Origin of the sequence: Phenylobacterium sp. (assembly GCF_036563385.1) — a bacterium.
GTDB lineage: Bacteria > Pseudomonadota > Alphaproteobacteria > Caulobacterales > Caulobacteraceae > Phenylobacterium.
On the sequence record NZ_DATCML010000004.1, the window covers coordinates 832401 to 858854 of the forward strand.

Sequence of the window (26454 nt, forward strand, 5' to 3'; positions counted from 1 at the left end):
GCCGGCAAGCGCCGTTTCATGACTTTCGTTTAATGAAAGTCTGCACTGCCAGGACGCCCACCAGCACCACGACGGCCGCCCACGCGATCACCCGGATCGCGTCGATCAGGAATCCGGCCACCACGCAGGCGACAATGACCGCCAGCAGGAGTGCGATCCACTTGCCCATCAGCCCCTCAGCTTCCTGATCGCCGGCTCCAGCGGCCGCTCGCTGTCGAAATAGTCAGCCCAGGCTTTGGTCTTCTTCAAGAGGGCGGGGGCGGTGCGGATCGTCCACTTCTTCGGGTCCAGGCCTGGCTTGACCTGATCCCAGGTCAGCGGGAAGGACACCGGCGCGCCCGGGCGCCCGCGGGGGGAAAGCGGCGCCACGGCCGTGCTCATGCGGTCGTTACGCAGATAGTCGAGGAAGATCCGCCCGACCCGCTTGGCCTTGGCCATGTTGACCACGTACTTCTGCGGCTCTTCGGCAGCGAGGGCGAGGCAGACGTCCTGGGCGAACTTCTTTGCGGTGGGCCAGTCCATCTTGCCCTTCCCGTCCTGCAGCGGGGTGACCACGTGCAGGCCCTTGCCGCCGGTGGTCTTGCAGAAGGCCACGAGGCCGAGCTCTTCCAGCTTCTCCTTCACCCTCAGCGCGCCTTCGATCACCCGCGTGAAGGGGATGTCCTCGTCGGGATCGAGGTCGAAGACCAGGCGGCCCGGCGTCTCGGGGGAGAAGGGCTGATTGTTCCAGGGGTGGTATTCCACCGCCCCGATCTGGGCCATGGCGGCCAGCGCCTCGATGCGGTCCAGCTGGAGGTACGGCTTGTGGTCGCCGAACACCTGCACCTCGGTGATCAGGGCGGACGAGCCCTTGCCGGCGTGCCGCTGGAAGAAGCGCTGGTCGCCGTTGATCCCGTCCGGCATGCGGATGATCGAACACGGTCGACCCTTGATGTGCGGCATCATCCACGGGCCGACGGTCTCGAGGTAGCGAGCCAGGTCGAGCTTGGTCACCGGCTGGCCGTCGCCGCCGTCTGGCCACAGCGCCTTTTGCGGGTTGGACAGCAGGACGCCCATCACCACGGGGTCGGCCTTGGCCGCCGGCTTCGTGGCCGCCTTGGGCCGGGGGGCGGCCTTGGCTGGCCCCGGTTCAGGCAGTTCCGTGGTGAGCGGGGCGGGGGTCTCGGCCTCCACCTCCTGGGCGGGCTTGTCCTCCCGTAGGGCCTTGAAAGCGCCCTGACGGACCATGCCCCCGCCGGTGAAGCCGGCAAACTCGATCTCGGCGACCAGCTCGGGCCGGGCCCAGTGGACGTTGGGCTCCTTGCGCGGGGCGCCGGGGCTGGCGAAGGGGTTCTTGTCGCTTTCCACCGCCTGGAGGCGGGGCAGGACACGAGCGACCTTTTCCCGCCCGAAGCCGGTGCCGACCCGCCCCACATAGACCAGCTTGTCGTCGCGATAGACGCCGACCAGCAGGGAGCGGAGCTGGCCGGCTTCGCCTGTCCAGCCGCCGATCACCACCTCGTGGCCAGCCCGGCACTTGGACTTGACCCAGTCCTCGCCACGGCCGGACCGGTAGGGGCTATCGAGCTTCTTGGATACGATGCCTTCGAGGGACATCCGGCAGGCGGATTGGAGCACGGCGTCGCCGGCCGTCTCGAAGTGGTCCACATAGCGGAGACGCCGCTCCACCTTCTTGCCGGCCGCCTGCAGGGCTTGCTGGAGGCGGGCCTTGCGCTCGCGCAGGGGCAGGTTGCGGAGGTCCTGGCCGTCGAGGAACAGGGCGTCGAAGACGAAGTAGATCAGGTTGGCGGTCTTGCCGTCCGACAGTGCCGCCTGCAGGGCGGGGAAGTCGGGAGAGCCGTTGTGGTCGAGCGCGCAGGCCTCGCCGTCGTAGAGGCCATCCGGCAGGTGGGCGCCGTCGGATGCGATCTCCTTGAACTTGGCCGTCCAATCGAGCCCGGAGCGGGTCTTGAGCTGCGCCTTTCCGTTCTCCACGCGCAGCTGGAGGCGATATCCGTCGAACTTGATCTCATGGCCCCAGCCGGTGCCCGGCGGCGGGCGGTCGACGGACTTGGCCAGGACGGGCGCCACAAAGCCGGGCAGCGCGGCGGCCTTGAGCTTGGGCGGCGGCGCAGCCTTGAGAGCGGCGGCCTTCGCGGCAGGCTTGCCCGCAGGCGCCTTCGCGGCGTCCGTCTCGGCGCGGTTGGATTGCCAGACGTCCTTGGCCGACGCCCGCGCCCGCCCGGCTTTCATGAAGGGGGTGGGGCCCTTTCCCTTGCCAGCCGCGATCTCTTCCATGCTGCGGCCCGAGGCCACCGACGTCAGCTCGCTCTCCACCGGGCCCGCGGTGTCGCGCTCATGTTCGTCATGGTGCTTGATGAGGAGCCAGTTCTCCTTCTTCTCGAAGTCGCGCTTCTTCATCCGGACCAGGACGAAGCTGCCCTTCAGGCGCTCGCCTTCGAGGCGGAACTTGAAATCCCCCTTCTTGAGCATGGCGTGCGGGTCGCCCTCGGGCTCCCAGTAGCCGCGGTCGAACAGCATCACTGTACCGCCGCCGTACTGCCCCTTGGGGATGGTGCCCTCGAAGTCGCCGTAATCGAGGGGGTGGTCCTCCACCTCTACCGCCAGCCGCCGGTCGGCAGGGTTCAATGAGGGGCCCTTCGTCACGGCCCAGGACTTGAAGACGCCATCCAGCTCCAGCCGGAAGTCGAAGTGAAGGCGGGTGGCTGCGTGCTTCTGGATGACGAAGCGCAGGCGGTTCGAGGGTTTGACGGGGGTCTCCCCGCTGGGCTCCTCGGTCTTGGAGAAGTCCCGCATGGACTGGTAGCGGGCGAGCTTCTTGTCGGCCAACGGCGGCTCCTCAGCTGGCCAGCGCGGTCCGCCTGGGTTCCACTCCGGCAAGCTCGTTGACGAACGCGTCCCGCCAGGCGGTGACGTCCTCGCGCTGGACGTTCTCGAAAAGAGCGCGCCAGCGGCGGATTCGCTCCGGCTTCTCCATGGCCAAGGCGCGCTTCATGGCGTCGGCCAGCTCTTCCGGGCTGTTCGGATTGACCAGCAGGGCTTCCTTCAGCTGGCGCGCCGCGCCGGCGAAGCGCGACAGGATCAGCACCCCGGGGTCGTCCGGGTTCTGGGCGGCCACGAATTCCTTGGCCACCAGGTTCATGCCGTCGCGCAACGGGGTGACCAGGCCCACCTTTGCGGCCGAGTAGATGCCGGCCAGCTCGTCGCGGCGGTAGTTCTTGTTCACGTAGCGGAACGGCTGCCAGTCTACGTCGGCGAACTCGCCGTTGATGCGGCCCGACAGGGCGTCCAGTCGCCCGCGGATCTCCTGGTAGGCCTCGACGCCCTCGCGGCTTACGGGGGCGATCTGCAGCATCAGCACCTCACGGCGCAGGTCCGGATTGTCGGCCAGCAGCCGCTCGAAGCCGAGGAACCGCTCCTCCAGGCCTTTGGAGTAGTCCAGTCGGTCGACGCCCACGACGAGGCGGCGGAAGACGGTGCAGGCGGTCATGATGTCCCGCATGCGGCGGGCCTTCGGCGTGTCCAGCATCCGGCCGAAGTCGGCCGCGTCGATGCCGATCGGGAAGGAGCCGACCCGGAGCGTCCGCCCGAAGGCCTTGAGGCAGCCCGGGGCAACCTGCTCGCCGCCGGCCTCGGCCAGCACGTACTCCTCGAAGGCCTGTTGGTACTCGGCCACCTGGAAGCCGACGAGGTCGTAATCGAACATCGCCTGCACCAGCTGGCGGTGCCCGGGCAGGGTGGTGACCAGCTGGTGGGCCGGCCAGGGGATGTGCAGGAAGAAGCCCATCCGATTCTTAAGGCCGAGGCGTCGCAGTTCCCGGGCCAGCGGGATCAGGTGGTAGTCGTGGACCCAGATCAGGTCGTCCGGCTCCACCAGCGGCCGCAGGGTCTCTGCGAACCGGCAGTTCACCCGCTCATAGCCCTCGCCGTAGGCGCGGTCGTAGGCGGTCAGGTCGCTACGGTAGTGGAACAGCGGCCACAGGGTCTTGTTGGCGTAGCCGTTGTAGTACTCGTCGTAGTCGACCTCCTCGAGGTCGATGGTCGCCACGGTGACGCCGTCGATCTTCTGCATCGACAGCTGGCCGGTGAACTGGGGCGTCGTCTTGCCGCTCCAGCCGAACCACAGGCCGGAGTATTCCCGCAAGGCGGCCGCCAGGGCCATGGCCAGGCCGCCGACGCTCTCGTCGCCCTTGCCCGTGGGGGGCTGGACGCGGTTGGAGATGACGATCAGCCGGCTCACAGCGCGGCCTCGAGCCAGTCCAGGACCTCCTCGACGCCCAGCAGGCGGAAGGTGGCGGCGCTCTCGCGGGAAGCTCCCACCAGTACGCCCACCCCGCCGGCCTGCTGGACCGCCTGGAAACCGTGTTCGTCGGTGGCGTCGTCGCCGACGAACACCGGCTGGAAGCCGCGGAAGGGCGCCTGGCTGAGGAAGCTCATCACGCTGTCGCCCTTCGTGGGGCCGGGGGTGCGGAGCTCCTCGACCATGTCGCCGTGCTGCAGGGTAAGGCCCGTCTGCTCGGCGATCTCGTCGGCCAGCCGCCGTGCGGCGGCCGCGTGCGGCTTCGCCAGGCGGTAGTGCAGGGCGACGCTGAGGCCCTTCTCTTCGACGATGAAGCCGGAGTCGCGGGCCGCGAAATCTCGGAAGCGTTCGGCGGCCAGGGGCAGGTCTGGGTGCGGGGCCGACTCATGGACCGTGCCGTCCGGTTCGCGGCGCACGAGCCCGTGGACCGCCGCCACCGAAGTGACGCGGCCCTCGAGGATACGGTCCACGTCGGCCAGGGTCCGGCCGCTGACCACGGCGAGCCGGCCGTCCAACGCCGCGTTCAGCTGCTCCACCAGGCGGGTCCGCCGGGCGTCCGGGCGGACGTCCTGCGGGCGGGCGGCGATCGGGGCCAGGGTGCCGTCAAGGTCCAGGAACAGCGCTGCTTCGCTCAGCACGACGGGCTTGGGCGCAGGCAGTGCGATGGTGAGGTCCTCGAAGGTCATGAAAGCGGCCACCCCCGTTGGCCAAGAGAACGCGCGACGGCGCCGCCCGATCCGCCGGGGGCGCCACATCAACAAAGTTCAACTCCCGAGCGGCCTTGACGTTTCCTTCGTCTATCGACGCTATGCGCGCCGACGACGACTCCCTTCCCCTACGAGAGGTGATGCCGATGGCTGGAACGCCGCAGGCCGACGTGATCGTGCTGTTCGGCGGCGCGGGCGATCTCGCCCGGCGCATGCTCCTGCCCTCGCTCTATTTCCTCGATTCTGACGGCTTCCTCCCGGAGGGCTTCAAGGTTGTGGCCACGGCCCGCACCGAGATGACCCGGGACGGCTTCCTGGACATGGTGCGCGCTGACCTGGAGGCGAGGCCCGAGGGGCTGGACGCGGCGGTTTGGAAGCGGTTCGCCGGGCGCGTGGACTATGTGGCCGCCGACGCCACCACCGAACAGGGCGCGGCGCTGCTGAAGCCGCACATCGAGGGCGCGCAGGCGCCGATCTTCTACCTGGCCCTCTCGCCCAGCCTCTACGGCCGGGTCTGCGTGGCGCTCGCCGCCACGGGCCTCGCCACGGACGAGAGCCGGATCGTGCTGGAGAAGCCGATCGGCCGGGACCTGGACTCGTCGCGGATCATCAACGTCTCGGTGGGCGCGGTCTTCGACGAGCCCCGGATCTTCCGGATCGACCACTACCTGGGCAAGGAGACCGTCCAGAACCTCATCGCGCTCAGGTTCGCCAACACCCTCTTCGAACCCCTCTGGAACAACCTCACCGTCGACCACGTGCAGATCACGGTCGCTGAGACGGAAGGGGTGGGGGAGCGCTGGCCCTACTACGACGAATACGGGGCGCTGCGGGACATGCTGCAGAACCACATGCTGCAGCTGCTCTGCCTGGTGGCCATGGAGCCGCCCGCCGACCTGGACCCGGAGTCGGTGCGCAACGAGAAGGTGAAGGTGCTGCGCTCGCTGCGTCGGTTCACCCGCGCCGACGCCCAGGCCGCCTCGATCCGCGGCCAGTACACGCCGGGCGTGGTGGGCGGAAAGCAGGTCGGCGGATACGAACAGGAGCGCGGCGAGCCTTCCGACACCGAAACCTTTGTGGCGCTCCGGGCGGACATCGACAACTGGCGCTGGGCGGGGGTGCCGTTCTTCCTGCGGACGGGCAAGCGCCTGCCCGAGCGGCGCACCCAGATCGCCATCCAGTTCAAGGGCGTCCCGCACTCGATCTTCGGCGGGGCGGCGCGCGACGACCTCACCGCCAACCGGCTGATCATCGACCTGCAGCCCGATGAGGACATCGAACTGCTGCTGATGAACAAGGCGCCGGGCATCGACCAGGGCGGCATCCGCCTGCAGTCCCTGCCGCTGTCGCTGTCGCTGATGAGGGCCTACCAGGGCCCCGGCGCACGGCGGCGTATCGCCTACGAGCGCCTGCTGCTGGACGTCATCGGCGGCAATTCCACGCTGTTCGTCCGCCGCGACGAGGTCGAAGAGGCCTGGCGGTGGGTGGACGGCGTGGCCGACGCCTGGAAGGAGGCGGGGCTGACGCCGAAGCCGTACGCCGCCGGGTCCTGGGGTCCGGCCGGAGCCTTCGCGCTGATCGAGCGCGCCGGGCGGGCCTGGTACGACTAGGGCGTCTGTGCGGCGGGCTGGTCAGCCGGTGTTGTCTCCAGCCGCCACGGGGGTGGGGTCGCCGAAGCGGTGGGGGTCCTGGCCCAGAGCCATCCGCAGCTTGGTGATCTCCTGGGAGGTCTCCAGCATCTCGACGATCTCGTAGAAGGCCTCCTTCTCGTCGATCTCGCCGGTCTTCGACAGGTAGTCGGCGACGCGATCCTGGATGCGGCTGATCAGGGCGTCGGCGGCCTCGGCCGCCGCGCGCAGCTCCTCGGGGCTCCCGTGGCCCTTGGAATAGTCCTCGGTCATGCTTCAGTGGACGCGGAACGGGCGGCGAAGGTTCCCTACCGCACGCTGGTCCAGGGTCGGGAGAGCAGGGTGGCGCAGTTGATGAGGCCGACCAGGGAGTAGGTCTGCGGGTAGTTTCCCCAGAGCTCGTCGCCGGCGAAGGAAATGTCCTCCGAAAGGAGCCCGGCGGCGGTGCGGCGGCCGAGCATCTCCTCGAACAGTTCGCGCGCCTCATCCGAGCGGCCGGAGAGGTGCAGGGCCTCGATCAGCCAGAAGGTGCAGAAGTTGAAGGCGGTCTTCGGCTCGCCGAAGTCGTCCGGGATGGCGTAGCGCAGCATGAAGGGCCCGCGACGCAGGCCCGCCTCCACCGCCTGCATGGTGGCCTGCATCCGCGGGTCGTCCGGCGAGGTGAAGCGGACGTCGATCAGCTGCAGCAGGCTGGCGTCCAGCTCGTCGCCGCCGAAGGTGGCGGCGTAGCGGCCGAGCTCGGCGTTCCAGGCGCGGCTCTCGATGGTCGCCCGCACCTTGGCCGCGCATCCGTTCCAGTAGGCGGCGCGATCGGCCAGCCCGAGCTTCTCGGCGGCGTTCCCGAGGCGGTCGCAGGCGGCCCAGCACATCACGGACGAATAGGTGTGAACCGCCTCGCGCCCGCGAAACTCCCAGAGGCTCGCGTCCGGCTTGTCGTGCAGCTCGAAGGCGCGCTGGCCGATCGGCTCGAGCGCCTGGAAGTCCTCCACGGTCGCCGGCCGGAACAGGCGCTCGTCGAAGAAGGCCTGCACGGTCGACAGGATGATCTGGCCATAGACGTCGTGCTGCAGGTGTTCGTGCGCCTGGTTGCCGACGCGCACCGGTCCCATGCCGCGGTAGCCCGGCAGGTGCGGCGCGATCCATTCGGTCAGCACGGGCTCCAGCCCGACCCCATAGACCGGCTGCACGTGGCTGGCCTTGCTGGTGTCCGAGACCACGGCCGAGCCGAGGCCGCCCTGGCCCACCGCGCCATAGACCGGCGCCTGGTCGCCCTTGCGGGCCTGGTCCACCAAGTTGCGCAGGTAGACGAGGTAGTTCTCCAGCATGTCGGCGGCGCCCAGGCGGTTGAGGGCCTGGACCACGTAGTAGGCGTCGCGCAGCCAGCAGTAGCGGTAGTCCCAGTTCCGGGCCTTGCCGTCGTCGTCGGCGTGCTCGGGGATCGAGGTGGTCAGGGCCGCGACGATCGCGCCGGTCTCCTCATAGGCGCAGAGCTTCAGGGTGATGGCCGAGCGGATCACCACGTCCTGCCATTCCAGGGGCACGGAGAGCGTCCGCACCCAGGTCCGCCAGTAGTCGGTGGTCTCGCGCAGCATGCGCGCGGTGGTCGTGGCGACGTCGGAGTCGAAGCCCTCGTCGGGGCCCAGGAACATGGCGATCGGCTCTTCCAGCCGGAACGTCCGCTCCTCCTTGATGTGGCTGATGGGCGCGTCGGTGGTGAGCCGAAGCGTCGCCTCCGGGCCGATGAAGCGCATGTGGTTCGAGCCGACGGTGACCGGCGTGTCGTGCTCGCCGTAGTTGCCGGTGGGCCGAAGGCGAATCCGGATGCGCGGCGTGCCCCACAGCGGCCGCACCAGCCGGATAAAGGCGAGCGGACGGTAGACCCGGCCCATTTGCCGGTAGCGGGGACAGAAGTCGATGATCTCGAAACGGGCGCCCGAGCGATCGGACACCTCGGTGCGCAGGATGGGGGTGTTGCGCAGGTACCCCTGGCGCACCTCCGCCTGGTCTTCCGCCTGGATGTCCCAGACGCCGCGGGCGTTCTCGGCGTTGGGGTCGCGGCCGCCCAGCAGGGCCGAAAAGAACGGATCGCCGTCCACCCGGGGCACGCAGGCCCAGACGAAGCGGCCGGCGCGGTCGATCAGCGCGCTGGCGGTGCAGTTGCCGATCGGGAACAGGTCAAGGTTCTGGGCCAAGCCGTGAGGTCCCCTCTACTTCTCGTTGGTGCGCGTTTGGCGGGCGGAGCGCCCCGGTTTCCGCTCGACGCGGGCTAAACGTGCCTTGATAAGCTTGGCTCCGGAAGCTGTGCGAGTCGGTTGTGCGTTCTCGCCGGCAGATCCCAACGAGAGCAGACGGAAGAAGAGAGCCGGATGATCCGCGCCCGCCGAGCCCGCATCGTCGCGACCCTGGGTCCCGCCAGCCGAAACCGCATCGCCGAACTGGCCCGCGCCGGGGCCGACGTCTTCCGGGTGAACTTCAGCCACGGGGCCCACGCCGACCACGCCCGGACCATCGAGGCCGTCCGGCGGGCCGAGGCCGAAGTGGGGCGGCCCATCGCGGTGCTCGCCGACCTGCAGGGCCCGAAGCTCAGGCTGGGCAAGTTCGCGGACGGCGTGGTGCGGCTGAAGGTCGGGCAGGACTTCCGCCTGGACCTCGACAACGCGCCGGGGGACGCCAGCCGCGTGCAGGTCCCGCACCCCGAAATCTTCGCCGCGCTTCGCACAGGGGCCGCCGTGCTGCTGGACGACGGCAAGGTGCGGCTTCGGGTGACCAAGCACGGCCCGGACTTCGCCCAGACCACCGTCGAGGCCGGCGAGCAGCTGTCCGACAACAAGGGCCTGAACCTGCCGGGCTCGGCGATCCCGATCCCGGCGCTCACCGACAAGGACCGCCGCGACCTCGCCTTCGCCCTCGACCAGGGGGTGGACTGGGTGGCCCTGTCCTTCGTGCAGCGCGCCTCGGACATGGCCGAGCTGCGCCGTCTGGTGGACGGGCGGGCCTCGGTGCTCGCCAAGATCGAGAAGCCGGCGGCCTTGGACGTGCTGGACGAGATCCTCGACCTGTCGGAAGCCATCATGGTGGCCCGGGGCGACCTGGGCGTGGAGCTGAACCCGGAGGAGGTGCCGGTCGCCCAGAAGCGGCTGATCCGCGCCGCGCGGCTGCGCGGCCTGCCCGTCATCGTCGCCACCCAGATGCTGGAGAGCATGATCCACTCTCCGACGCCCACCCGCGCCGAGGCTTCGGACGTGGCCGGGGCGGTCTACGAGGGCGCCGACGCGGTGATGCTGTCGGCGGAGAGCGCGGTGGGCGACTACCCGCTGGAGGCCGTGTCGATCATGGACCGCATCATCACCCGGGTGGAGAACGATCCGCGCTGGCCGGAACTGATGCGCGCCGAGTATCCGGTGGACGACGCCGACGCCGACGCCCTGGTGGCGGCCGCGCGCCGCGCCGCCGAGGCGGCGTCGACCGCCTGCCTGGTGGCCTTCACGACCACCGGCCAGACGGCGCTAAGGCTGTCGCGGGAGCGGCCGCTGCAGCCGACCCTGGCTCTGACGCCGAAGCTCTCGACCGCACGCAAGCTGGCGCTGTCCTGGGGCGTCGAGAGCCGCGTGATCCCGGAGCTGTTCGACCCCGAGGACCTGGCGCGGGTGGCCACCACCCATGCCGCCGAAATGGAGCTCGCCCCCCCAGGCCACCGGGTGCTGATCCTTGCCGGCCTGCCCATGGGCTCGCCCGGGGCGGCGAACATCCTGCGGCTGGCGCACACGCCCAGGCGCTAGGCGAGACGCACACCCTCTCCCTGAGGGAGACGGAGTAGGTCACCGCCGCTTCACCCTGATGTCGACGTCGCGGGTGTCGGTCTTGACGGCCACCCGGCGGCCCTGGCGGTCGAATTGGAGGGTGATCTTCGAGGCGCCCACGGCAAGGTTGTCGATCCGCAGGTGGTCGATGCCCACTGGCAGGCGCGGGTCGCGGATCTTCACCTCCCGCGCGGCGGCGTCGATTGAAAGGCCGAGGCAGGCCTGCAGCAGCATGAAGACGGAGCCCGCCGCCCAGGCCTGCGGCATGCAGGCGACTGGGTAGGGCACCGGCGGCTCGCCGGCGCTGCGCGGGAAGCCGCAGAACAGCTCGGGCAGGCGCATGTCCATCTGCACGGCGGCTTCGAACAGGGCCGCGGTGACCCGGGCTGCGCCCTCCCGGTCCCCGTAGCGTGACAGGCCCATGGCGCAGAGCGCGGTGTCGTGCGGCCACACCGAGCCGTTGTGGTAGCTCATCGGGTTATAGCGGGCCTGGCCGGTGGCGAGCGTGCGGATCCCCCAGCCGGAGAAGAAGTCCGGCGACATCAGGCGCTGGGCGACGCGGCGGGCGCGGTCGGGCGCCGGCAGGCCGCTGAACAGCAGGTGGCCCGGGTTGGAGGCGCGGACCCGGCAGAGTTGGCCCTCGCCGTCGAGGGCGATGGCGTAGAAGCCCTCGTCCTCCATCCAGAACAGCTGCTCGACGGTGGCGCGGATCTTCTCCGCCCGGTACGTCCAGTGGTCGATCGCCTCGAGGTCGCGCCGCTCGGCGGCGAAGCCGGCCATGGCGCGGTAGGCGGCGTAGGCGTAGCCCTGCACCTCCACCAGGCTGATCGGCCCCTTCGGGAAACGGCCGTCGGCGTGGAAGACGCTGTCGCCGCTGTCCTTCCAGCCCTGGTTGGAGAGGCCGCTCTCGGCCCCGCGGGCGTAGTCCAGCAGGCCCCAGGGGTTCGCATCGGCGCAGCGCGCCACCCAGGCGGCGGCGCGCTCCAGGGCCGGCCAAAGGCTGCGGATCAGGTCGATATCGCCGGTGCGCTCGAAATAGGCTCCTGCCAGCGCCACGAACAGCGGGGTGGTGTCGACGCCGCCGTAGTAGCGGCCGAAGGGCACCTCGCCGAGGGCCGACATCTCGCCGCGGCGGGTCTCATGCATGATCTTGCCGGGCTGGCTGTCGCGGAAGGCCGAGACCGTCTCCGCCTGGTGGGTGGCCAAGTAGGTGAGCACGCCGCGGGCGAGCGAGGGGTCGAGCCACAGCGCCTGCCAGGCGGTGAGGATGCCGTCGCGGCCAAAGGCCGTCGAGAACCACGGGATCCCGGCGTACGGGTAGGGGCCGGTCTCCATCGGCGTGGTGAGGAGCGCCAGGTCGGCGCGGCTTTTGTCGATCCAGCTGTTGAACAGCCGCCCGGCGGTGCGCACGCGGGCGCCTCGGCGGCGGCGGGCGCGCATGGCGAAGCGAGCACGGGCGGCGGCGGCCCGGTACCGTTCGCGGCTCGGCGGCAGAGCGGGCGTGGCCCCGATCTCCAGATACAGCTCGATCCGGCCCTCGCCGCGCAGGGCGTACATGAACTCGGCCCGCCGTTCCGTCAGCCGGGCCGGCGGGTCGGAGAAGGCCACCACGCTGGTGCGCTCCACCCTGTCGAGGCCCTCGTAGCGGAAGCGGACCGAGCGCTCGCCCACCTCCGGCAGGTGGAAGCGCCCGCGCTTCGCCCGGCGTGCGCCGCGCACCTCGAACATGTCCCGGAAGTCGGCGTCGAACTCGAACACCAGCGGCAGGATCACCACCGACTGGCTGTAGTTGACCACGCTGACCCGCTCGTACAGCCGGTCCTCCCAGAGGAAGTGGCTGCGCTCGATGTGCAGCACGCCGGGCGGGCCGGCGGGGCCGGGCGCCGGCATGGCCTTGTTCAGGCCGTGGAAGGTGAAGACCACGTTGTCCTGCGTGATCGCCCCCGACAGCAGGGTCGGCGGCCGGGCGCCCAGGAGCAGCCGCCACAGCGAAAGGATACGGGTGTCGTCGTGGAACAGCCCGTCGCCGGAGCCCAGGATGTCGCCGTAGACATCGGCGACCAGGAAGGTGTCGCGATCTTTCAGCGGGAACAGCCGCTGCGGGACGCGGGGCTCCTCCACCTCGCCCCATTCCAACGGAGCTTCGAGGTCGGGCGCGAGATCGTCCGCCGACATCAGGCCATGGCCCCCACGACCGCCGGCGCAGGCGCCTTGGCCAGCAGCGTTGCGTAGAGGTCGAGATAGCGGCGGGCCATGGCGTGGGCCGAAAACCGCTGCTCGAAGCGGGCGCGAATGGCGGCGCGGTCCAACCCGCCGATGTAGCCCACCGCGTCGATGGCCTCGGCGTCGCTCTTGACGATGAAGCCTGTGAGACCGTCCTCCACCACCTCCCGCACCGAGCCGCAGTCGTAGGCGAGGACGGGCGTCCCGCAAGCCATGGCCTCGATCATCACCAGGCCGAAGGGCTCAGGCCAGTCGATGGGGAACAGCAGGGCCTCGGCGCCGCCGAGGAACCCGGATTTCTCCGCGTCGCCGATCTCGCCGACGAACTCCACCAGCGGGTGGTGCAGGAGGGGCTCGATCTTCTCGTCGAAATAGGCCTGGTCGACGCGGTCCACCTTGGCGGCGATCTTCAGCGGACGGCCGGCGGCGATGGCGATCTGGATCGCCCGGTCAGGCCGCTTCTCGGGCGAGATGCGGCCGAGGAATGCGAGGTAGCCGCGGCTCTTCCGGCTGAAGCGGTAGAGATCGGCTGTCAGGCCGTGATGGACCGTGGCCGCCCAGTTGGCGAACGGCAGCGGCCGCCGCTGAGCGTCGCTGATCGAGACCAGCGGGAACTGCGGCCAGCGGGCGTAGGCCTCGGGCAGGTCCTTAAGGTCGAGTCGGCCGTGCAGGGTGGTGACGGTTCGCGGCGCGACGTCCTCGAAGAACGGGAAGTGGACCATGTCCGTATGGAAGTGGATGACGTCGAACTCGGCGGCCCGGCGGCGGACCTCGGCCAGCTGCGACAGGTGCGCGGCGAGATCGGACTTCAGCGGCGCCGGATCGAGCCGGATCGCCTGGTCGCGCACGGGCGCCAGCCGGCCCTTGGTCTGCGCCTCGGCGCTGGCGAAGAGGGTGACCTCGTGGCCCAGTTCCACCAGGGCGTCGGTGAGATGGGCGACCACACGTTCCGTACCGCCATACAGGCGCGGCGGCACGGCCTCGTACAAGGGAGAGACCTGCGCAATCCTCATGACCCACACTGTCCAGTGCGCGCCGGTTTTGAGTCCGGCGTCGCGGGGCCCCGACCCGGACGCAGCGGCATAGGTGGCGCTTGTTCAGCAACCGGTCAATCCCGCTGACGGGCTCCGACGTAACCGTGATCGCCGAGGCTCGCGCGGTAGGGCTTGAGCGCGAGCCCCGCTCCGAGGTTTAACCCGGCATGATCGAGACCTACCCGACGTCAGCCGCGCTCGCCGAAGCCGCCGCCCACGGCGTGGAGGCCTGCCTGGCTCATGGCCTGAAGACCCGCGGCCGGGCGGGCCTGGTGGGCACCGGCGGTCGCTCCCCCGGCGAGACTTACGACCGCTTGCGCGCGGCGAAGGTCGACTGGGCGCGGGTGATCGTCACGCTGTCGGACGAGCGCTGCGTGGAGCCCGACGCTCCGGAGGCGAACGTGCGCCAGCTGCGCGAGCGTCTGCTGCACGGCGAGCCCGCCAAGGCGCACCTCGTCCCGCTGTGGCCGGAGCCGGAAGACGCCGTGCTCCGCGCCCTCCTGCCGTTCGACGCCGTGCTGCTGGGCATGGGCGAGGACGGTCACGTGGCTTCGCTGATCCCAGGCGACCCGGGACTGGCCGAGGGGATGAATCCGGCGGGCCAGCGCCTTACATTGGCTGTGCCGGCAGGCGTCGGGTCGCCGCCCGTGCCTCGGGTCACGCTCACCCTCCCGGCGCTCCTGCAGGCGCGCGCCATCTTCCTCTTGATCGCCGGGGAGGCTAAGCGCGAGGTGATCGCCCGCGCCCAGGCCGGAGCCGACCTGCCCGTGCGGGCCCTGCTCGCCCAGGACCAGGTCCCCGTCCGCGTCCTCTGGGCGCCGAGCTTCTGAGGTTCAGCATGCATCCCGTCACGGCCGAGGTCACCCAGCGCATCGTCGAGCGCAGCCGCGCGACGCGGGCCGACTACCTGGAGCGGATGAAGGCGGCCCGCTCCGCCGGCGTGGGCCGGGCCAAGCTCTCCTGCGCCAACTTCGCCCATGCCTTCGCGGCCGTCGGCGAGGGCGACAAGCAGCGGATGCGGGATCCGACCGCGCCCAACGTGGCGATCGTCTCCAGCTACAACGACATGCTGAGCGCCCATCAGCCGCTGGAGCGCTTCCCCGCGATCATCAAGCATGCGGCCCGCGAGGTGGGGGCGACGGCGCAGTTCGCCGGCGGGGTTCCCGCCATGTGCGACGGGGTCACCCAGGGCCGCCCGGGCATGGAGCTCAGCCTGTTCTCGCGGGACGTGATCGCAATGTCGACGGCGGTGGCTCTGACCCACGACGCCTTCGACGCGGCGCTGATGCTGGGGATTTGCGACAAGATCGTGCCAGGCCTGACCATGGGCGCGCTCGCCTTCGGGCACCTGCCGGTGATTTTCGTGCCCGGCGGGCCGATGACCTCGGGCATCTCGAACTCGGAAAAGGCCCGCGTGCGGGCGCTCTACGCCGAGGGGAAGGCGACCCGTGAGGAGCTGCTGGACTCAGAGATGAAGTCCTACCATGGCCCGGGGACCTGCACCTTCTACGGCACGGCCAACTCCAACCAGATGATGATGGAGATGACCGGCCTGCACCTGCCGAACTCCGCCTTCATCACCCCGAACACGCCGCTGCGCGACGCCTTGGTCGCCGCCGCCGCCCGCCGGGCTGTCGAGATCCGCGACGGGACCAATGACTACATTCCCATGGCGGCGGTGTTCGACGAGAAGAGCGTGGTCAACGCCCTGGCCGGCCTGTTGGCCACCGGCGGCTCGACCAACCACACCCTGCACCTGGTGGCCATGGCCATGGCCGCGGGCATCCGCATCACCTGGGAGGATTTCGACGACCTGTCCCGGGTCACGCCCTTGATCGCCCGGGTCTATCCGAACGGCAGCGAGGACGTGAACGCCTTCCACGCCGCGGGGGGCATGGCCTTCGTGATCCGGCAGCTGCTCGCCGCCGGCCTCGCCCACGACGACGTCATGACCGTGGCCGGGCCCGGCCTGCGCCGCTACACGGCCGAGCCGTTCCTCGACGGCGACAAGCTGGTCTGGCGCGAAGGCGCGGCGACGTCGCTCGATCGTGAGCTGCTGCGGCCGGTGGACGACGCGTTCCAGTCGGAAGGCGGCCTGCGCCTGCTGAAGGGCCCGCTTGGCCGGGCGGTCATCAAGACCTCGGCGGTGAAGCCTCAGCACCTCGTGATCGAGGCGCCGGCGCTGGTGTTCGACGACCAGGACCAGCTGCTGGCCGCCCACAAGCGGGGCGAGCTCAATCGCGACTTCGTCGCGGTGGTGCGATTCCAGGGGCCACGCGCCAATGGCATGCCCGAGTTGCACTCGCTCACGCCGGCTCTGGGCGTGCAGCTGGACAAGGGGTATCAGGTGGCGCTGGTCACCGACGGGCGCATGTCCGGGGCCTCGGGCAAGGTGCCGGCCGCCATCCACGTGACGCCGGAGGCCGCCGACGGCGGCCCATTGGCCTATGTGCGAGACGGGGACATCATCCGGCTGGACGCCGTGACGGGGGAGCTCGCCATCAAGGTGGGGACAAACGAACTGATGAGCCGTACGCCGGCCACGGCCCCGCCGTCGGGCTTCGGCTACGGACGCGAGATGTATGGCTGGATGCGCCGCGCCGCGGGTCCGGCCGACGCGGGCGCCTGCGCGCTCTTCGAGGCCGCCTAGGTGAAGCCGCAATACGTGGGCCTCGTGGGCGATGTGGGCGGCACCAACGCCCGCTTCGCCGTGGTCGACTCCCAGGGGCACGTCCGCAACCCGCGGATCTTCCCGGCCAAGAACTATTCCACCATCACCGAGGTGATCTCTGAATACCTGGAGACCACGGTCGGCCGGAAGCGGCCGCCGAGGGCGGTGATCGCGGTGGCGGGGCCGGTGGTCGATGGCGAGATCGAGTTCACCAACCTGGACTGGCAGATCTCCGAAGGCGAGCTGATCGCCGACTTCGGCTTCGAGGCGGTGAAGCTGCTGAATGACTTCGCGGCCCAGGCGCTGGCCTGCCCGAGGCTTGATCCCGAAGAGCTGCGCCCCCTGGGGCCGAAGCTGAAGGGCGGCTCGGACTGTCCCATGGTGGTGCTGGGCGCTGGAACCGGCTTCGGGGTGGCCGGCCTTGCCCGGGCCGACCGCGGCGATGTCTCGGTGGCCACCGAGGGCGGCCACGCCGCCTTCGCACCGCTCGACGAGGTGGAGGTTGAGGTCTGGCGCCGGCTCAACGCCCGCTACGGCCGCGTCTCGGTGGAGCGCATCCTCTCAGGGCCGGGCATGTTCGATCTCTACCGGGCCCTGGCCGACGTGCGGGGCAGCATCGCCCCGCTGGAGGACCAGCGGGCGGTCTACGAGGCCGCGGCCAGCGGTGACGCCCTGGCCGGCGAGACCCTCGACCGCTTCTGCGCCATCATGGGCTCGGTGGCCGGCGACCTGGCGCTCACCTTCGGCGCCCGCGGCGGGGTGTTCATCTCCGGCGGCATCGCGCCCAAGCTGGCGGATCGGCTCGCCTCCGGCGGCTTCCGCGCGCGGTTCGAGGACAAGGGCCGCCTGTCCGACTACGTGAAGCAGATCCCCACCTCGCTCGTGCTGCACCCCTACCCGGCGATCGTCGGCGCGGCGCGCGAGCTGGAGCAGATGGAGCGCCTATGAAGATCCAGGACATCCTCACCCGCGCGCCGGTGATCCCCGTCCTGATCATCGACGATGTGGCCGACGCCGTGCCGCTGGGCCGCGCCCTGGTGGAAGGCGGTCTGTCCGTCTTGGAAATCACCCTGCGCACGCCCGTGGCGATGGAGTGCATCCGGCGGATGGCCGGAGAGATCGAAGGCGCCGTGGTCGGCGCCGGCACCGCGCTCACGCCGGCCCTGCGCCAGGCCGCGGCGGACGCGGGCGCGCAGTTTGTGGTCAGTCCCGGCCTGATCGAAGGCGAGGGGCCGGACGGCGCCGCGCCCCTGCTGCCCGGCATCGCCACGGCCACGGAGCTGATGGCGGGCCTCGCTGCGGGCTTCGAGTGCTTCAAGCTGTTCCCAGCCAACATCGTCGGCGGCGCGGGCGCGCTGAAGGCCTACGCCAGCCCCTTTCCGCAGGCGAAGTTCTGTCCCACCGGCGGCGTCAGCGCCGCAAACGCCCCTGAGTACCTCGCGCTGCCCAACGTGCTCTGCGTCGGCGGCAGCTGGGTCGCGCCGACCGACGCCGTGAAGGCTGGCGATTGGGTGCGGATCACGGCGCTCGCCCGCGAAGCCGCGGCGCTGGGCCAGCGTGCCCCGGCGCCTGTCGAAGGCTGATGCCGAACTCCAACGAACAGCTGCGCTGGCTGGTGACCGCCCGGGCTAGGCCAGGTGACCCCGGCTCGGCCACGGTCAGCGTGCTCGCCCGGAACGCCATGGTGCCGGAGCTGGCCTTCGACATGATGGTCGACTGGCACCCCGGAGCCGAGGCCCCCGACGTCGAGGGGCGGGCGCTCGTCATCCTGTCGCTGCTGTTCAAGGAGCTCGCGGCGGAGTGCGAGCGCGTGGCCGGGAGCCGGTTCAGCGAGGGATAGGCGGCGGGCCGCTACCGGCCCGTGAAGTTCCCCGCGCGGCGCTCGTTCACGGCGCGGACGCCCTCGGCGAAATCCTCCGTAGCGCGCAGGATGGTCTGCTGTTCGTGCTCATGCGCCATCTGCGCGCGGGCCGCTTCCAGCAGGCCGCGGCGAGAGGTCTTGCGCGTCGCAATCACCGCCAGGGGCGCGTTCTCGGCGATCTCGCGGGCCAGGGCCAGGGCGGCGCCGCGAAGCTCGTCGGCGGCCACGACCTGATCCACGAGCCCCCAGTCCAGCGCCTCCTCCGCCTTGATCCGCCGCCCCGTGAGGAACATCAGGTGCGCTCGCTGCTCGCCGATCAGTCGGGGCAGGGTGTGGGTCAGGGCGAAGCCTGGATGGAAGCCAAGCTTCACGAAATTGGCGGCGAACCGCGCCTCGGGCGAGGCGATACGGAAGTCGCAGGCCACCGCCAGGCCGAGACCCGCGCCGACGGCTGCCCCCTGCACGGCGGCGATGATGGGCGTGTCCACCGCGAACAGCCGCGCCGCCTGCTGGTAGAGGGCCGAGACGCCGTCCATGCCGGACGCCACCCGGTCGTCCGGGCGCGCGAGGTCGGCCCCCGCGCAGAACGCCTTGCCCTCGGACTGCAAGACAACGCAGCGCACGTCTCGCTCGCCGTCCGCCGTTTCCAGTGCGTCGGCGAGGTCGTGGATCAGCTCCACGGAGACGAAGTTGGTGGGCGGTCGGTCGATGGTGACGACGGCCACGTGTCCGTCCATGGCCGCGCTGATGTGGTCGCCGTAGCCCGACTTCATTTCCTGGTCCCCAGAAGGTTGCGGGCCACCACCCACTTATGGATCTCGGTGGGGCCATCGTAGATGCGCATCGTGCGGAGCTTCGCCTGCATCAGCTGCAGCGGCAGCTCCTTGGTCATGCCCATGGCGCCGAAGGCCTGCATGGCCCGGTCAACCGTCTCATAGGCCATTTCGGTGGCGAACCACTTGATCATGCTGATCTCGTTGCGCACGTCGCGGCCCTGGTCGAGCTTCGCGGCGCAGTCGTAGGTCATCAGCCGCGTCGCGTGGATTTTGGTGGCGGCCTCGGCGATCCAGAACTGGATGGCCTGGCGTTCAGACAGCGCCGCGCCGAATGTCCGACGCTGGGGTGCGAACTCGATCATCATGTCGAGCGCCCGCTGGGCCATGCCCACCGACCAGGCGGCCATCTGGATCCGGCGGGTGCCGAGCCGCGTCTGCATGGGGGCGAAGCCCTGGCCTTCCTGGCCGAGCAGCTTCCACCCCTCCACGCGGCAGTCCTCCAGCGCGATCTCGTAAGTGTATTGGCCGCCCAGCATGGGTATGCGGCGGAGCACGTTGAAGCCGGGCGTCCCCTTGTCCACGAGGAAGGCGCTGATCCCGCCGCGCGCCTTCTTCTCGGGGTCCGTGACCGCCATCAGGATCGTGAAGTCGGCGTTCTCGGCCCGCGTGATCCAGATTTTTCGGCCGTTGATGATCCAGTCGTCGCCATCCCGCACGGCGCGGGTGGTCATGCCTTGCGGGTCCGACCCGGCGCCCGGCTCGGAGATGCCGATGGCCGAGACCGTCTTGCCGGCCACGTAGGGGGCCAGATAGGCCTCGCGCTGCCGCTCGTTCACCGTCTGCATCAGCATGCGCAGGTTCGGGCTGTCCGGCGGCAGGGTGTAGGGCGTGACGGTGCGGCCGATCTCCTCCTCAACGCCCACCATGGCGACCATGGGCAGGTCGGAGCCGCCCACGTCCTCCGGCGCGTCCAGGCCGAAGAGGCCGAGTTCGCCCGAGACCTTGTCGAGCCTCGCCTGCTCTTCCGCCGAGAGGTAGGCGCCCTTGCCTTCGGCCTCCCGCTGCATGACGGCGCCTTCCAGCGGCATCAGCTCGTCGCGGACGAAGCGGGACACCAGGTCCCGCAGCATGCGGTGCTCTTCGGAGAGTTCGAAGTCCACTGGCGTTCCCCCGCGTCGGTCTGTTCTTATCGCCGATCATAACCGGCAAAGACCGCGAGGGGAGACTGGACGTGGCGGAAACCAAGCAGCTGGAGAGCAAGGCGACCGGACCCTTGGCCGGGATCCGCGTGCTCGACCTGACCAGCGTGGTCAACGGCGCCTACGCCACCCAGATCCTGGCCGATCAGGGCGCGGACGTGATCAAGCTTGAGGATCCCGGCTCCGGCCGGGGCTCGGGCGGCGACATCATGCGCTGGGCCGGCCACGTGCCCGAAGGGGCGCCGCGGGACATGGGCCCCATCTTCCTGACCATCAACCGCAACAAGCGTTCGGTGGTGCTGGACCTGAAGCAGGAGAGCGCCAAGCGCGCCATCCGCCGCCTGATCAAGTCCTGCGACGTGTTCGCCGCCTCCGTACGCTACGACGGCCTCAAGCGCCTGGGCTTGGGCTACGAGGACGTGGCGGCGATCAAGCCCGACATCGTCTATGTCCACGCGGCAGGGTACGGTTCGGACGGCCCCTATGCCGGCGAGCCGGCGTACGACGACCTGATCCAGTCGGCGTCCGGCCTGGCCGACGTCCTGCCCCGTACAGATGGCAACCCGACCCCGCGCATCCTGCCGACCCTGGTCGCCGACAAGGTCTCCGGCCTGTTCATGGCCCAGGCGGTCACCGCGGCCCTGCTGCACAAGGCGCGCACCGGCGAGGGGCAGTTCGTCGAGGTGCCGATGCTGGAGTGCGTCACCAGCTTCCTTCTGGTGGAGCACCTCTACGACCACACCTGGGAGCCGCCGATCGGCCAATGGGGCTACCAGAGGGTGATCAACCCGTACCGCAAGCCGTTCGCCACCAAGGACGGCTACATCGGCCTGCTGCCCTACACCGACAAGCAGTGGGATCAGTTCTTCGACGCGGCCGGCTTCGGCGAGCAGATCAAGTCGGATCCGCGCTTCGCCGACTACGCCATGCGCGCCAAGCACACCCACGAACTCTACGCCCTGGTGGAAGAGGCGGCCGCCACCAAGACCACCCAGGAGTGGCTGGACCTGCTGAAGCCGCTGTCCATCCCCGTGGTGAAGACCAACAGGATGGACGACCTGCACGAGGAGCCGCACCTGCAGGCCGTGGGCTTCTTCCGCGAGTACGAGCACCCGGAGGCCGGCCGCTACCGGGCGATCAAGCCGCCCGTGAAGTTCTCGAAGACCCCCGCCAACATCCGCCGCCACCCGCCCAGGCTCGGCGAGCACACGGACGAGGTGCTGGCCGAGCTCGCCGAGGTTCAGGGGGCGTGAGGTGCGCATCTCGATCATCGGTTCGTCGGGATCGGGAAAGTCGACGCTGGGCCGGCGGCTGGCTCTGGAGCTCGGCCTGGAACGCGTCGAACTCGATGCGTTGAACTGGGAGCCGGGCTGGCGCGGCCTGCACCAGGCGGATCCGGACGCGTTCCTGGGGAAGATCAGGGCTGCGATCGCCCGTGAGCGCTGGGTCACCGACGGCAACTATGGCGTGGCCCAGGACGTCATCCTGCCCAAGGCCACCGACCTGGTCTGGCTCGACTATGAGCGGCCGCTGGTGATGCGCCGGGTGATCCGTCGCTCGTTTCTGCGCGCCGTGAGCAAGACGGAGCTGTGGCCGGGCACCGGCAACAAGGAGCTGTTCCGCCGCTGGATGGACAAGGAGCATCCAATCCGCTGGGCCTGGGACACGTTCCACCGCCGTCGGACCCAATACGAGGCGCTGTTCGCGGATCCGCGAACGGCGCACCTCAACAAGCACCGTCTGAGGCATCCGCGCGAGGCCGACGAGCTGGTCGTCACGCTCAAGGCGCGTGCTGCGCCATTGGCGGAGCCGGCCTGACTGGCCTATGCTCGCCGAACACCGGTCAAGAAGAACCGGTATGGGAGGATCAGATGGGCTCACGGGCTCTCGTGCTGGCGCTGCTCGCGTCGGCTCTCGCGCACGGCGCGGCCGCGCAGGCCTACAAGGCGCCCAGGACCGCCTTTGGTCAGCCGGACCTGCAGGGCATCTGGTCCAACGCCACCATCACCCCCCTGACCCGGGACGCGAAGTTCGGCACGCGCAATGTGCTGACCAAGGCCGAAGCCGAGGCCCTGGAGCAGGCGACCCGCGAGCAGGTGGCCCGGGCGGATGCGCCGACCCGGCCCGAGGCCACCGTGGCGGACCTGAAGAACGCCGACTGCGGACCCGACGGCATCTCCGGCTTCAACTGCGGCTACAACCAGGGCTGGAAGGACCCGGGCACCGAGGTCATCGACCTCGGAGGCGAGAAGCGGGCCTCGATCCTCACTTCGCCGGCCAACGGCCAGTTCCCCGCGCGCAAGGCGGCCGCCATGCGGCGGACGGGCGGCCGGACAGATAATCCCGAGAGCTTCAGCCTGGGCGAACGGTGCCTGCTGTCGTTCGGCTCGAGCGCCGGCCCGCCGATGCTGCCGCTGATGTACAACAACACGTACAGCATCATTCAGACGAAGGACGAAGTCGCCATCCAGGTGGAGATGGTCCACGACGTCCGTCACGTGCGGCTGGGCGGCAAGCACCCGCCGGCCCACATCAAGACCTGGATGGGCGACTCCATCGGCTGGTGGGAGGGCGACACCCTGGTGATCGAGACCACCAACTTCCGGCCCGAGCAGGGGCTGCGGGGCGGCAACGCCAACCAGAAGGTGATCGAGCGGCTGACCCGCATCGCGCCTGGCAAGATCGCCTACAAGTTCCGCATCGAGGATCCGGATCTCTATGCCGAGCCGATCGAGGGCGAGGTGGCGATGAACGCCACCAAGGGGCCGATCTACGAGTACGCCTGCCATGAGGGCAATTACGGCCTGGAGAACATGCTGGCCGGCGCCCGGGCCGAGGAGAAGGCCGCGCGCACGGCCGCCGCCGGCGGCGGGGCGAAGGACGGCGGGGGACGCTGAGGCGCTCCTCTCCCGCGTGCGGGAGAGGTCGGGTGAGGGCGGTGCAGGATGCTGGGCTGCTACTCCGGTGGGACCTGTGCACGCGGGTCCAACGCCTTGCGCGCTCGAGCCGCCGAGCCGCCCTCACCCTAGCCCTCTCCCGCGGGGCGGGAGAGGGAACGCGGCCGCCTAGACCGGCGCGAACACCGGGACCGGCGGGCCGCCTTCAGTGTCCTGGAAGCGCACCTTGACCCGCATGCCGATGGCCAGGTCGTCCGGCCCGACATCGACGAAGTTGGTCAGCACGGCCGGGCCCTCGTCCAGGGTGACATAGCCGATGGCGTAGGGGCCGCTCGGCGACTTTCGCATCACCGAGAAGGCGTAGATCACCCCTTCGCCGGGGCTCTCCTCCCACTTGGTCTCGCTGGAGAGGCAGAACGGGCAGACGGCGCGCGGGTACCAGTGGGCCTTGCCGCAGGGTTCACAGCGCTTGATCAGAAAGCGGCCTTCCTTGGCGGCTTCCCAGAACGGCTGGCTCTCGACGGTCACCGGCGGCGCCGGGATCGGGCGGGTCATGACGTTGGATGTCGTGTCTGGGGACATTCTCAGGCCTCCCGCTCGAGGATGACGGTGGCGGCGCCGTGGCGGATGCCGAGCGAGCCGCCGGTGCCGTGCGCGATCGCGAGGTCGCAGTTGGGGACCTGCACCTTCTCGTGCGCCTCGCCGCGCAGCTGGCGCACGGCTTCGATCACCTTGGTGATGCCGCCGCGGTTGGTGGGGTGGTTGTTGCAGAGGCCGCCGCCGTCGGTGTTGAACGGCAGCTTACCGACGCCCGAGATCAGGTTGCCGTCGGCGACGAACTTGCCGCCCTCGCCCTTCTTGCAGAAGCCCAGGTCCTCCAGCTGCATCAGGACCGTGATGGTGAAGCTGTCGTAGATCGAGGCGTACTTGATGTCGGCCGGAGTGACGCCGGCCTCCTCGAAGGCGCGCGGGCCCGACCAGACGGCGCCCGAGTGGGTGAGGTCGAGGTCGTGCCCGCCCATCAGCCCCTTGGGACTCTCGCCCGCGCCCAGCACGCGGACCCTGGGGCGGTTCAGGCTGCGGGCCACCTCGGGCGAGGTGACGATCAGGGCGCCGCCGCCGTCGGTGACCACGCAGCAGTCCAGCATGTGCAGCGGATCGGAGATCATCCTGGAGTTCACCACCTCTTCGACGGTGACCACCTTCTTCAGGTAGGCGTGCTCGTTCCACTGGGCGTGGTGGCTGGCGGCCACCTTGATCCAGGCCAGCTGTTCGGACGTGGTGCCGTACTCGTACATGTGGCGCATGGCGCACATGCCGTAGGTGTTGTGGGTCGAGCCGCCGTAGATCTGCTCGTAGCCCGCCTCCGGCGCCCCGTCGGTGAGGCCGCCGCCGGACGGACCGCCGCGCATCGAGGCGCCCGGGCGGTTGCCGCCGTTCCGCGGCCGGCCCGCGAGGGTGATCAGCGCCACCTGGCACTTGCCCGCCGCGATCGCCTGGGCGGCGTGGCCCACGTGGGCGATGTAGGACGAGCCGCCAAGCTCCGTGGAGTCCACGTGCCGGACGTTCCTGAGGCCCATGTAGTCGACCATGGAGAGCGGGCCGAAGCCCGGCGCGTCGCCGGCGCAGAAGTAGCCGTCCACGTCCTCAGGGCTGAGGCCGGCGTCCTTCAGGGCGCCGGCGGCCGACTCCGCATGCAGCTGCGGTGTCGACTTGTCCGGCGCATCGCGCGTGGGGTGCTCGTAGGCCCCCATGACGTAGGCCTTGCCCTTGATGCTCATCGACCCTCCCCAAACGACTGTTCGAATTTATGCAGGCCCGCTTAGCAGGCGTGACGTGGCGGCGGGAAGCCCCGCATCAATGGCCGTGAGCGCTGCCGTTAAGCCGGCTGGGCGGCCTTCTTCAGCCGGGCATCCCGCAGAGCGGAGCGGCGGACCTTGCCGGCATCGTCGCGCAGGGCCTCGTCGACGAACTCATAGCTGCGCGGCTGCTTGTAGGTGACCAGGCGGTCCTTCAGGTGGGCCCGCAGCTCGTCCTCGCGCACGGGGGCGCGGAGCTGGACGATGGCGTGGACCAGGTTGCCGAGGTCCTCGTCGGGCAGGCCGATCACCGCCACCGACTGCACGGCCGGATGCTCCTCCAGCGCCGCCTCGATCTCGGCCGGATAGACGTTGGAGCCGCCCACCAGGATCATGTCAGCCCGGCGGTCGGCCAGGTAGAGGTAGCCGTCGTCGTCGAACCAGCCGAGGTCGCCCAGGCTCTCCCAGCCGCCGGGGAGGGTCTTGGGCGTGGCGCCCAGGTATCTGTAGGTGGGCGGCGAGCCGGGCGGGCGGCGCATGTAGATCTCGCCGGTCTGGCCGGGGGGCAGCGGCTGGCCGTCCTCGCCGAAGATCGCCATCTCGCCCACGGTCACTCGGCCCACCGAGCCGCGGTGCTCCAGCCATTCCGAGCCGGTGATGATGGTCACCGCCTGCGCCTCGGTGCCGGCGTAGAGCTCCATCACCTCGCCGGGCGCGATCCAGTGGATGAAGGCCTCCTTCAGCCAGGCGGGGCAGGGCGCCGCCATGTGCCAGAGCGTCTCCACCGAGGAGAGGTCGTAGGCCGCGCGCACCGTCTCGGGCAGCCGCCAGATGCGGCTCATCATGGTCGGCACGAGGTAGACCCAGGTGGCGCGGCGCTTCTGGATCTCGGCCAGGGTCGCCTCGGGATCGAAGCGCGGCATGACCACCACGTGGGCGCCGAGCGCCGTGGCCTGCATCATCATGCCGAAGGGGGCGTTGTGATACATGGGCGCCGGGATCAGCGCCGTCTCCGACGGCCGCAGGCGGAAGCCGCCGGCCTCCGGCGTCTCGCGGGCCGTCAGCCCCGGCTGGCCGGAGAGGATCAGCTTAGGCCGTCCCGTGGAGCCCCCGCTGGTGGGCGCCTTGGAGATCGGCGGGATCGCGTCGGGCAGATCGCTGTCGTCGTCGCTGGCCGTCAGCAGGGCGTCGGCGTCGAGGATTGGGCGACCGATCTCATGTGTGAACTGGGCGATCACCAGCGGCGTCTCGGCCAGGTCGGCGATCGCCTTCAGCTCGCCCTGCGGCAGGCGGAACGAGATCGGCTGGGGCGTGGCGCCCAGTTTCCAGATGGCGTGCGCGGCGGCCACGAAGCCCACGCCGTTGGGCATGCCGAGGGTGACGAGGTCGCCCTGCTTGACGCCATGGGCCTGCAGGGCGCGGGCCATGCGGTTCGAGCGACGGTTCAGCTCGGCGTAGGTGATCGTCTCCTCGCCGCAGGTGACCGCCGGCTTGTCAGGCTGGGTGCGCGCATGCTGGCGCAGCTTCTCCCCGAAGGAGATCATGCCGTCGTCGGCCAT

General features: G+C 70.0%; 23 protein-coding genes. 10 read left to right on the forward strand and 13 right to left on the reverse strand.

Annotation, left to right across the window (positions count from 1 at the left end; genetic code table 11):
• Nucleotides 1-16: 16 nt before the first annotated feature.
• From VIL67_RS04980 to otsB, 4 genes are read right to left on the reverse strand one after another with little or no spacing between them, the layout of a single operon-like run.
• Nucleotides 17-169, reverse strand: a complete 153-nt coding sequence (locus VIL67_RS04980) for a hypothetical protein (protein WP_332047731.1) — start codon at nt 167-169, stop codon at nt 17-19.
• Nucleotides 169-2829: a DNA ligase D gene (gene ligD, locus VIL67_RS04985; RefSeq protein WP_332047732.1), complete on the reverse strand. Its 2661-nt coding sequence runs from the start codon at nt 2827-2829 to the stop codon at nt 169-171. The genes VIL67_RS04980 and ligD overlap by 1 nt, the downstream gene beginning before the upstream one ends.
• A 10-nt stretch (nt 2830-2839) precedes the next feature.
• Nucleotides 2840-4240, reverse strand: coding sequence for an alpha,alpha-trehalose-phosphate synthase (UDP-forming) (locus VIL67_RS04990; protein WP_332047733.1), 1401 nt, complete (start codon nt 4238-4240; stop codon nt 2840-2842).
• Nucleotides 4237-4986, reverse strand: a complete 750-nt coding sequence (otsB, locus tag VIL67_RS04995; protein WP_332047734.1) for a trehalose-phosphatase — start codon at nt 4984-4986, stop codon at nt 4237-4239. Before otsB ends, VIL67_RS04990 begins: the two co-directional genes overlap by 4 nt.
• 167 nt (nt 4987-5153) lie before the next feature.
• On the opposite strand from otsB, the gene zwf reads away from it, so the two are divergent.
• On the forward strand, nt 5154-6617 hold the full coding sequence (zwf, locus tag VIL67_RS05000) for a glucose-6-phosphate dehydrogenase (RefSeq protein WP_332047735.1): 1464 nt from the start codon (nt 5154-5156) through the stop codon (nt 6615-6617).
• Nucleotides 6618-6638: 21 nt separating this feature from the next.
• Here zwf and VIL67_RS05005 read toward each other — a convergent pair whose 3' ends face one another.
• The gene (locus VIL67_RS05005; protein WP_332047736.1) at nt 6639-6908 is read right to left on the reverse strand and encodes a hypothetical protein; all 270 of its coding nucleotides are present in this window, start codon (nt 6906-6908) and stop codon (nt 6639-6641) included.
• A 35-nt stretch (nt 6909-6943) separates the two neighbouring features.
• The gene (locus tag VIL67_RS05010) at nt 6944-8827 is read right to left on the reverse strand and encodes a glycoside hydrolase family 15 protein (RefSeq protein WP_332047737.1); all 1884 of its coding nucleotides are present in this window, start codon (nt 8825-8827) and stop codon (nt 6944-6946) included.
• A gap of 174 nt (nt 8828-9001) precedes the next feature.
• Here VIL67_RS05010 and pyk point away from each other — a divergent pair, with 174 nt between their 5' ends.
• Complete coding sequence (pyk, locus tag VIL67_RS05015; protein WP_332047738.1) at nt 9002-10414, forward strand: pyruvate kinase; 1413 nt, start codon at nt 9002-9004, stop codon at nt 10412-10414.
• A gap of 39 nt (nt 10415-10453) precedes the next feature.
• Here the strand turns inward: pyk and VIL67_RS05020 are convergent, their stop codons facing one another.
• On the reverse strand, nt 10454-12610 hold the full coding sequence (locus VIL67_RS05020) for an amylo-alpha-1,6-glucosidase (protein ID WP_332047739.1): 2157 nt from the start codon (nt 12608-12610) through the stop codon (nt 10454-10456).
• The gene (locus VIL67_RS05025) at nt 12610-13671 is read right to left on the reverse strand and encodes a glycosyltransferase family 4 protein (protein ID WP_332047740.1); all 1062 of its coding nucleotides are present in this window, start codon (nt 13669-13671) and stop codon (nt 12610-12612) included. Before VIL67_RS05025 ends, VIL67_RS05020 begins: the two co-directional genes overlap by 1 nt.
• Before the next feature lie 188 nt (nt 13672-13859).
• On the opposite strand from VIL67_RS05025, the gene pgl reads away from it, so the two are divergent.
• Genes pgl through VIL67_RS05050 form a run of 5 tightly spaced genes read left to right on the forward strand, consistent with a single transcriptional unit; the run spans nt 13860 to nt 18203 of the window.
• Nucleotides 13860-14522, forward strand: coding sequence for a 6-phosphogluconolactonase (pgl, locus tag VIL67_RS05030; protein ID WP_332047741.1), 663 nt, complete (start codon nt 13860-13862; stop codon nt 14520-14522).
• An 8-nt stretch (nt 14523-14530) separates the two neighbouring features.
• Nucleotides 14531-16342, forward strand: a complete 1812-nt coding sequence (gene edd, locus VIL67_RS05035; RefSeq protein ID WP_332047742.1) for a phosphogluconate dehydratase — start codon at nt 14531-14533, stop codon at nt 16340-16342.
• The gene (glk, locus tag VIL67_RS05040) at nt 16343-17311 is read left to right on the forward strand and encodes a glucokinase (RefSeq protein ID WP_332047743.1); all 969 of its coding nucleotides are present in this window, start codon (nt 16343-16345) and stop codon (nt 17309-17311) included.
• Nucleotides 17308-17946, forward strand: coding sequence for a bifunctional 4-hydroxy-2-oxoglutarate aldolase/2-dehydro-3-deoxy-phosphogluconate aldolase (gene eda, locus VIL67_RS05045; RefSeq protein WP_332047744.1), 639 nt, complete (start codon nt 17308-17310; stop codon nt 17944-17946). Before glk ends, eda begins: the two co-directional genes overlap by 4 nt.
• Nucleotides 17946-18203 carry a hypothetical protein gene (locus VIL67_RS05050; protein ID WP_332047745.1) on the forward strand — a complete coding sequence of 86 codons (258 nt, stop codon included), beginning with the start codon at nt 17946-17948 and terminating at the stop codon, nt 18201-18203. Before eda ends, VIL67_RS05050 begins: the two co-directional genes overlap by 1 nt.
• A gap of 11 nt (nt 18204-18214) precedes the next feature.
• Here the strand turns inward: VIL67_RS05050 and VIL67_RS05055 are convergent, their stop codons facing one another.
• Nucleotides 18215-18997 (reverse strand): enoyl-CoA hydratase/isomerase family protein, encoded by a 783-nt coding sequence (locus tag VIL67_RS05055; protein WP_332047746.1) that lies wholly within the window; start codon nt 18995-18997, stop codon nt 18215-18217.
• Nucleotides 18994-20160: an acyl-CoA dehydrogenase family protein gene (locus VIL67_RS05060; protein WP_332047747.1), complete on the reverse strand. Its 1167-nt coding sequence runs from the start codon at nt 20158-20160 to the stop codon at nt 18994-18996. Before VIL67_RS05060 ends, VIL67_RS05055 begins: the two co-directional genes overlap by 4 nt.
• Nucleotides 20161-20231: 71 nt before the next feature.
• On the opposite strand from VIL67_RS05060, the gene VIL67_RS05065 reads away from it, so the two are divergent.
• The 3 genes from VIL67_RS05065 to VIL67_RS05075 are packed head-to-tail and all read left to right on the forward strand — an operon-like array spanning nt 20232 to nt 23096.
• Nucleotides 20232-21452: a CaiB/BaiF CoA transferase family protein gene (locus VIL67_RS05065; RefSeq protein WP_332047748.1), complete on the forward strand. Its 1221-nt coding sequence runs from the start codon at nt 20232-20234 to the stop codon at nt 21450-21452.
• Between the two features lies 1 nt (nt 21453).
• Complete coding sequence (locus VIL67_RS05070; RefSeq protein WP_332047749.1) at nt 21454-22017, forward strand: P-loop NTPase family protein; 564 nt, start codon at nt 21454-21456, stop codon at nt 22015-22017.
• A gap of 53 nt (nt 22018-22070) precedes the next feature.
• Nucleotides 22071-23096: a hypothetical protein gene (locus tag VIL67_RS05075; RefSeq protein WP_332047750.1), complete on the forward strand. Its 1026-nt coding sequence runs from the start codon at nt 22071-22073 to the stop codon at nt 23094-23096.
• Nucleotides 23097-23264: 168 nt separating this feature from the next.
• Here VIL67_RS05075 and VIL67_RS05080 read toward each other — a convergent pair whose 3' ends face one another.
• The 3 genes from VIL67_RS05080 to VIL67_RS05090 form a co-directional block, all read right to left on the reverse strand.
• Nucleotides 23265-23678, reverse strand: coding sequence for a Zn-ribbon domain-containing OB-fold protein (locus VIL67_RS05080; RefSeq protein ID WP_332047751.1), 414 nt, complete (start codon nt 23676-23678; stop codon nt 23265-23267).
• A 2-nt stretch (nt 23679-23680) separates the two neighbouring features.
• The gene (locus tag VIL67_RS05085; protein WP_332047752.1) at nt 23681-24877 is read right to left on the reverse strand and encodes a thiolase domain-containing protein; all 1197 of its coding nucleotides are present in this window, start codon (nt 24875-24877) and stop codon (nt 23681-23683) included.
• A gap of 98 nt (nt 24878-24975) precedes the next feature.
• Nucleotides 24976-26454, reverse strand: a complete 1479-nt coding sequence (locus VIL67_RS05090) for an AMP-binding protein (protein WP_332047753.1) — start codon at nt 26452-26454, stop codon at nt 24976-24978.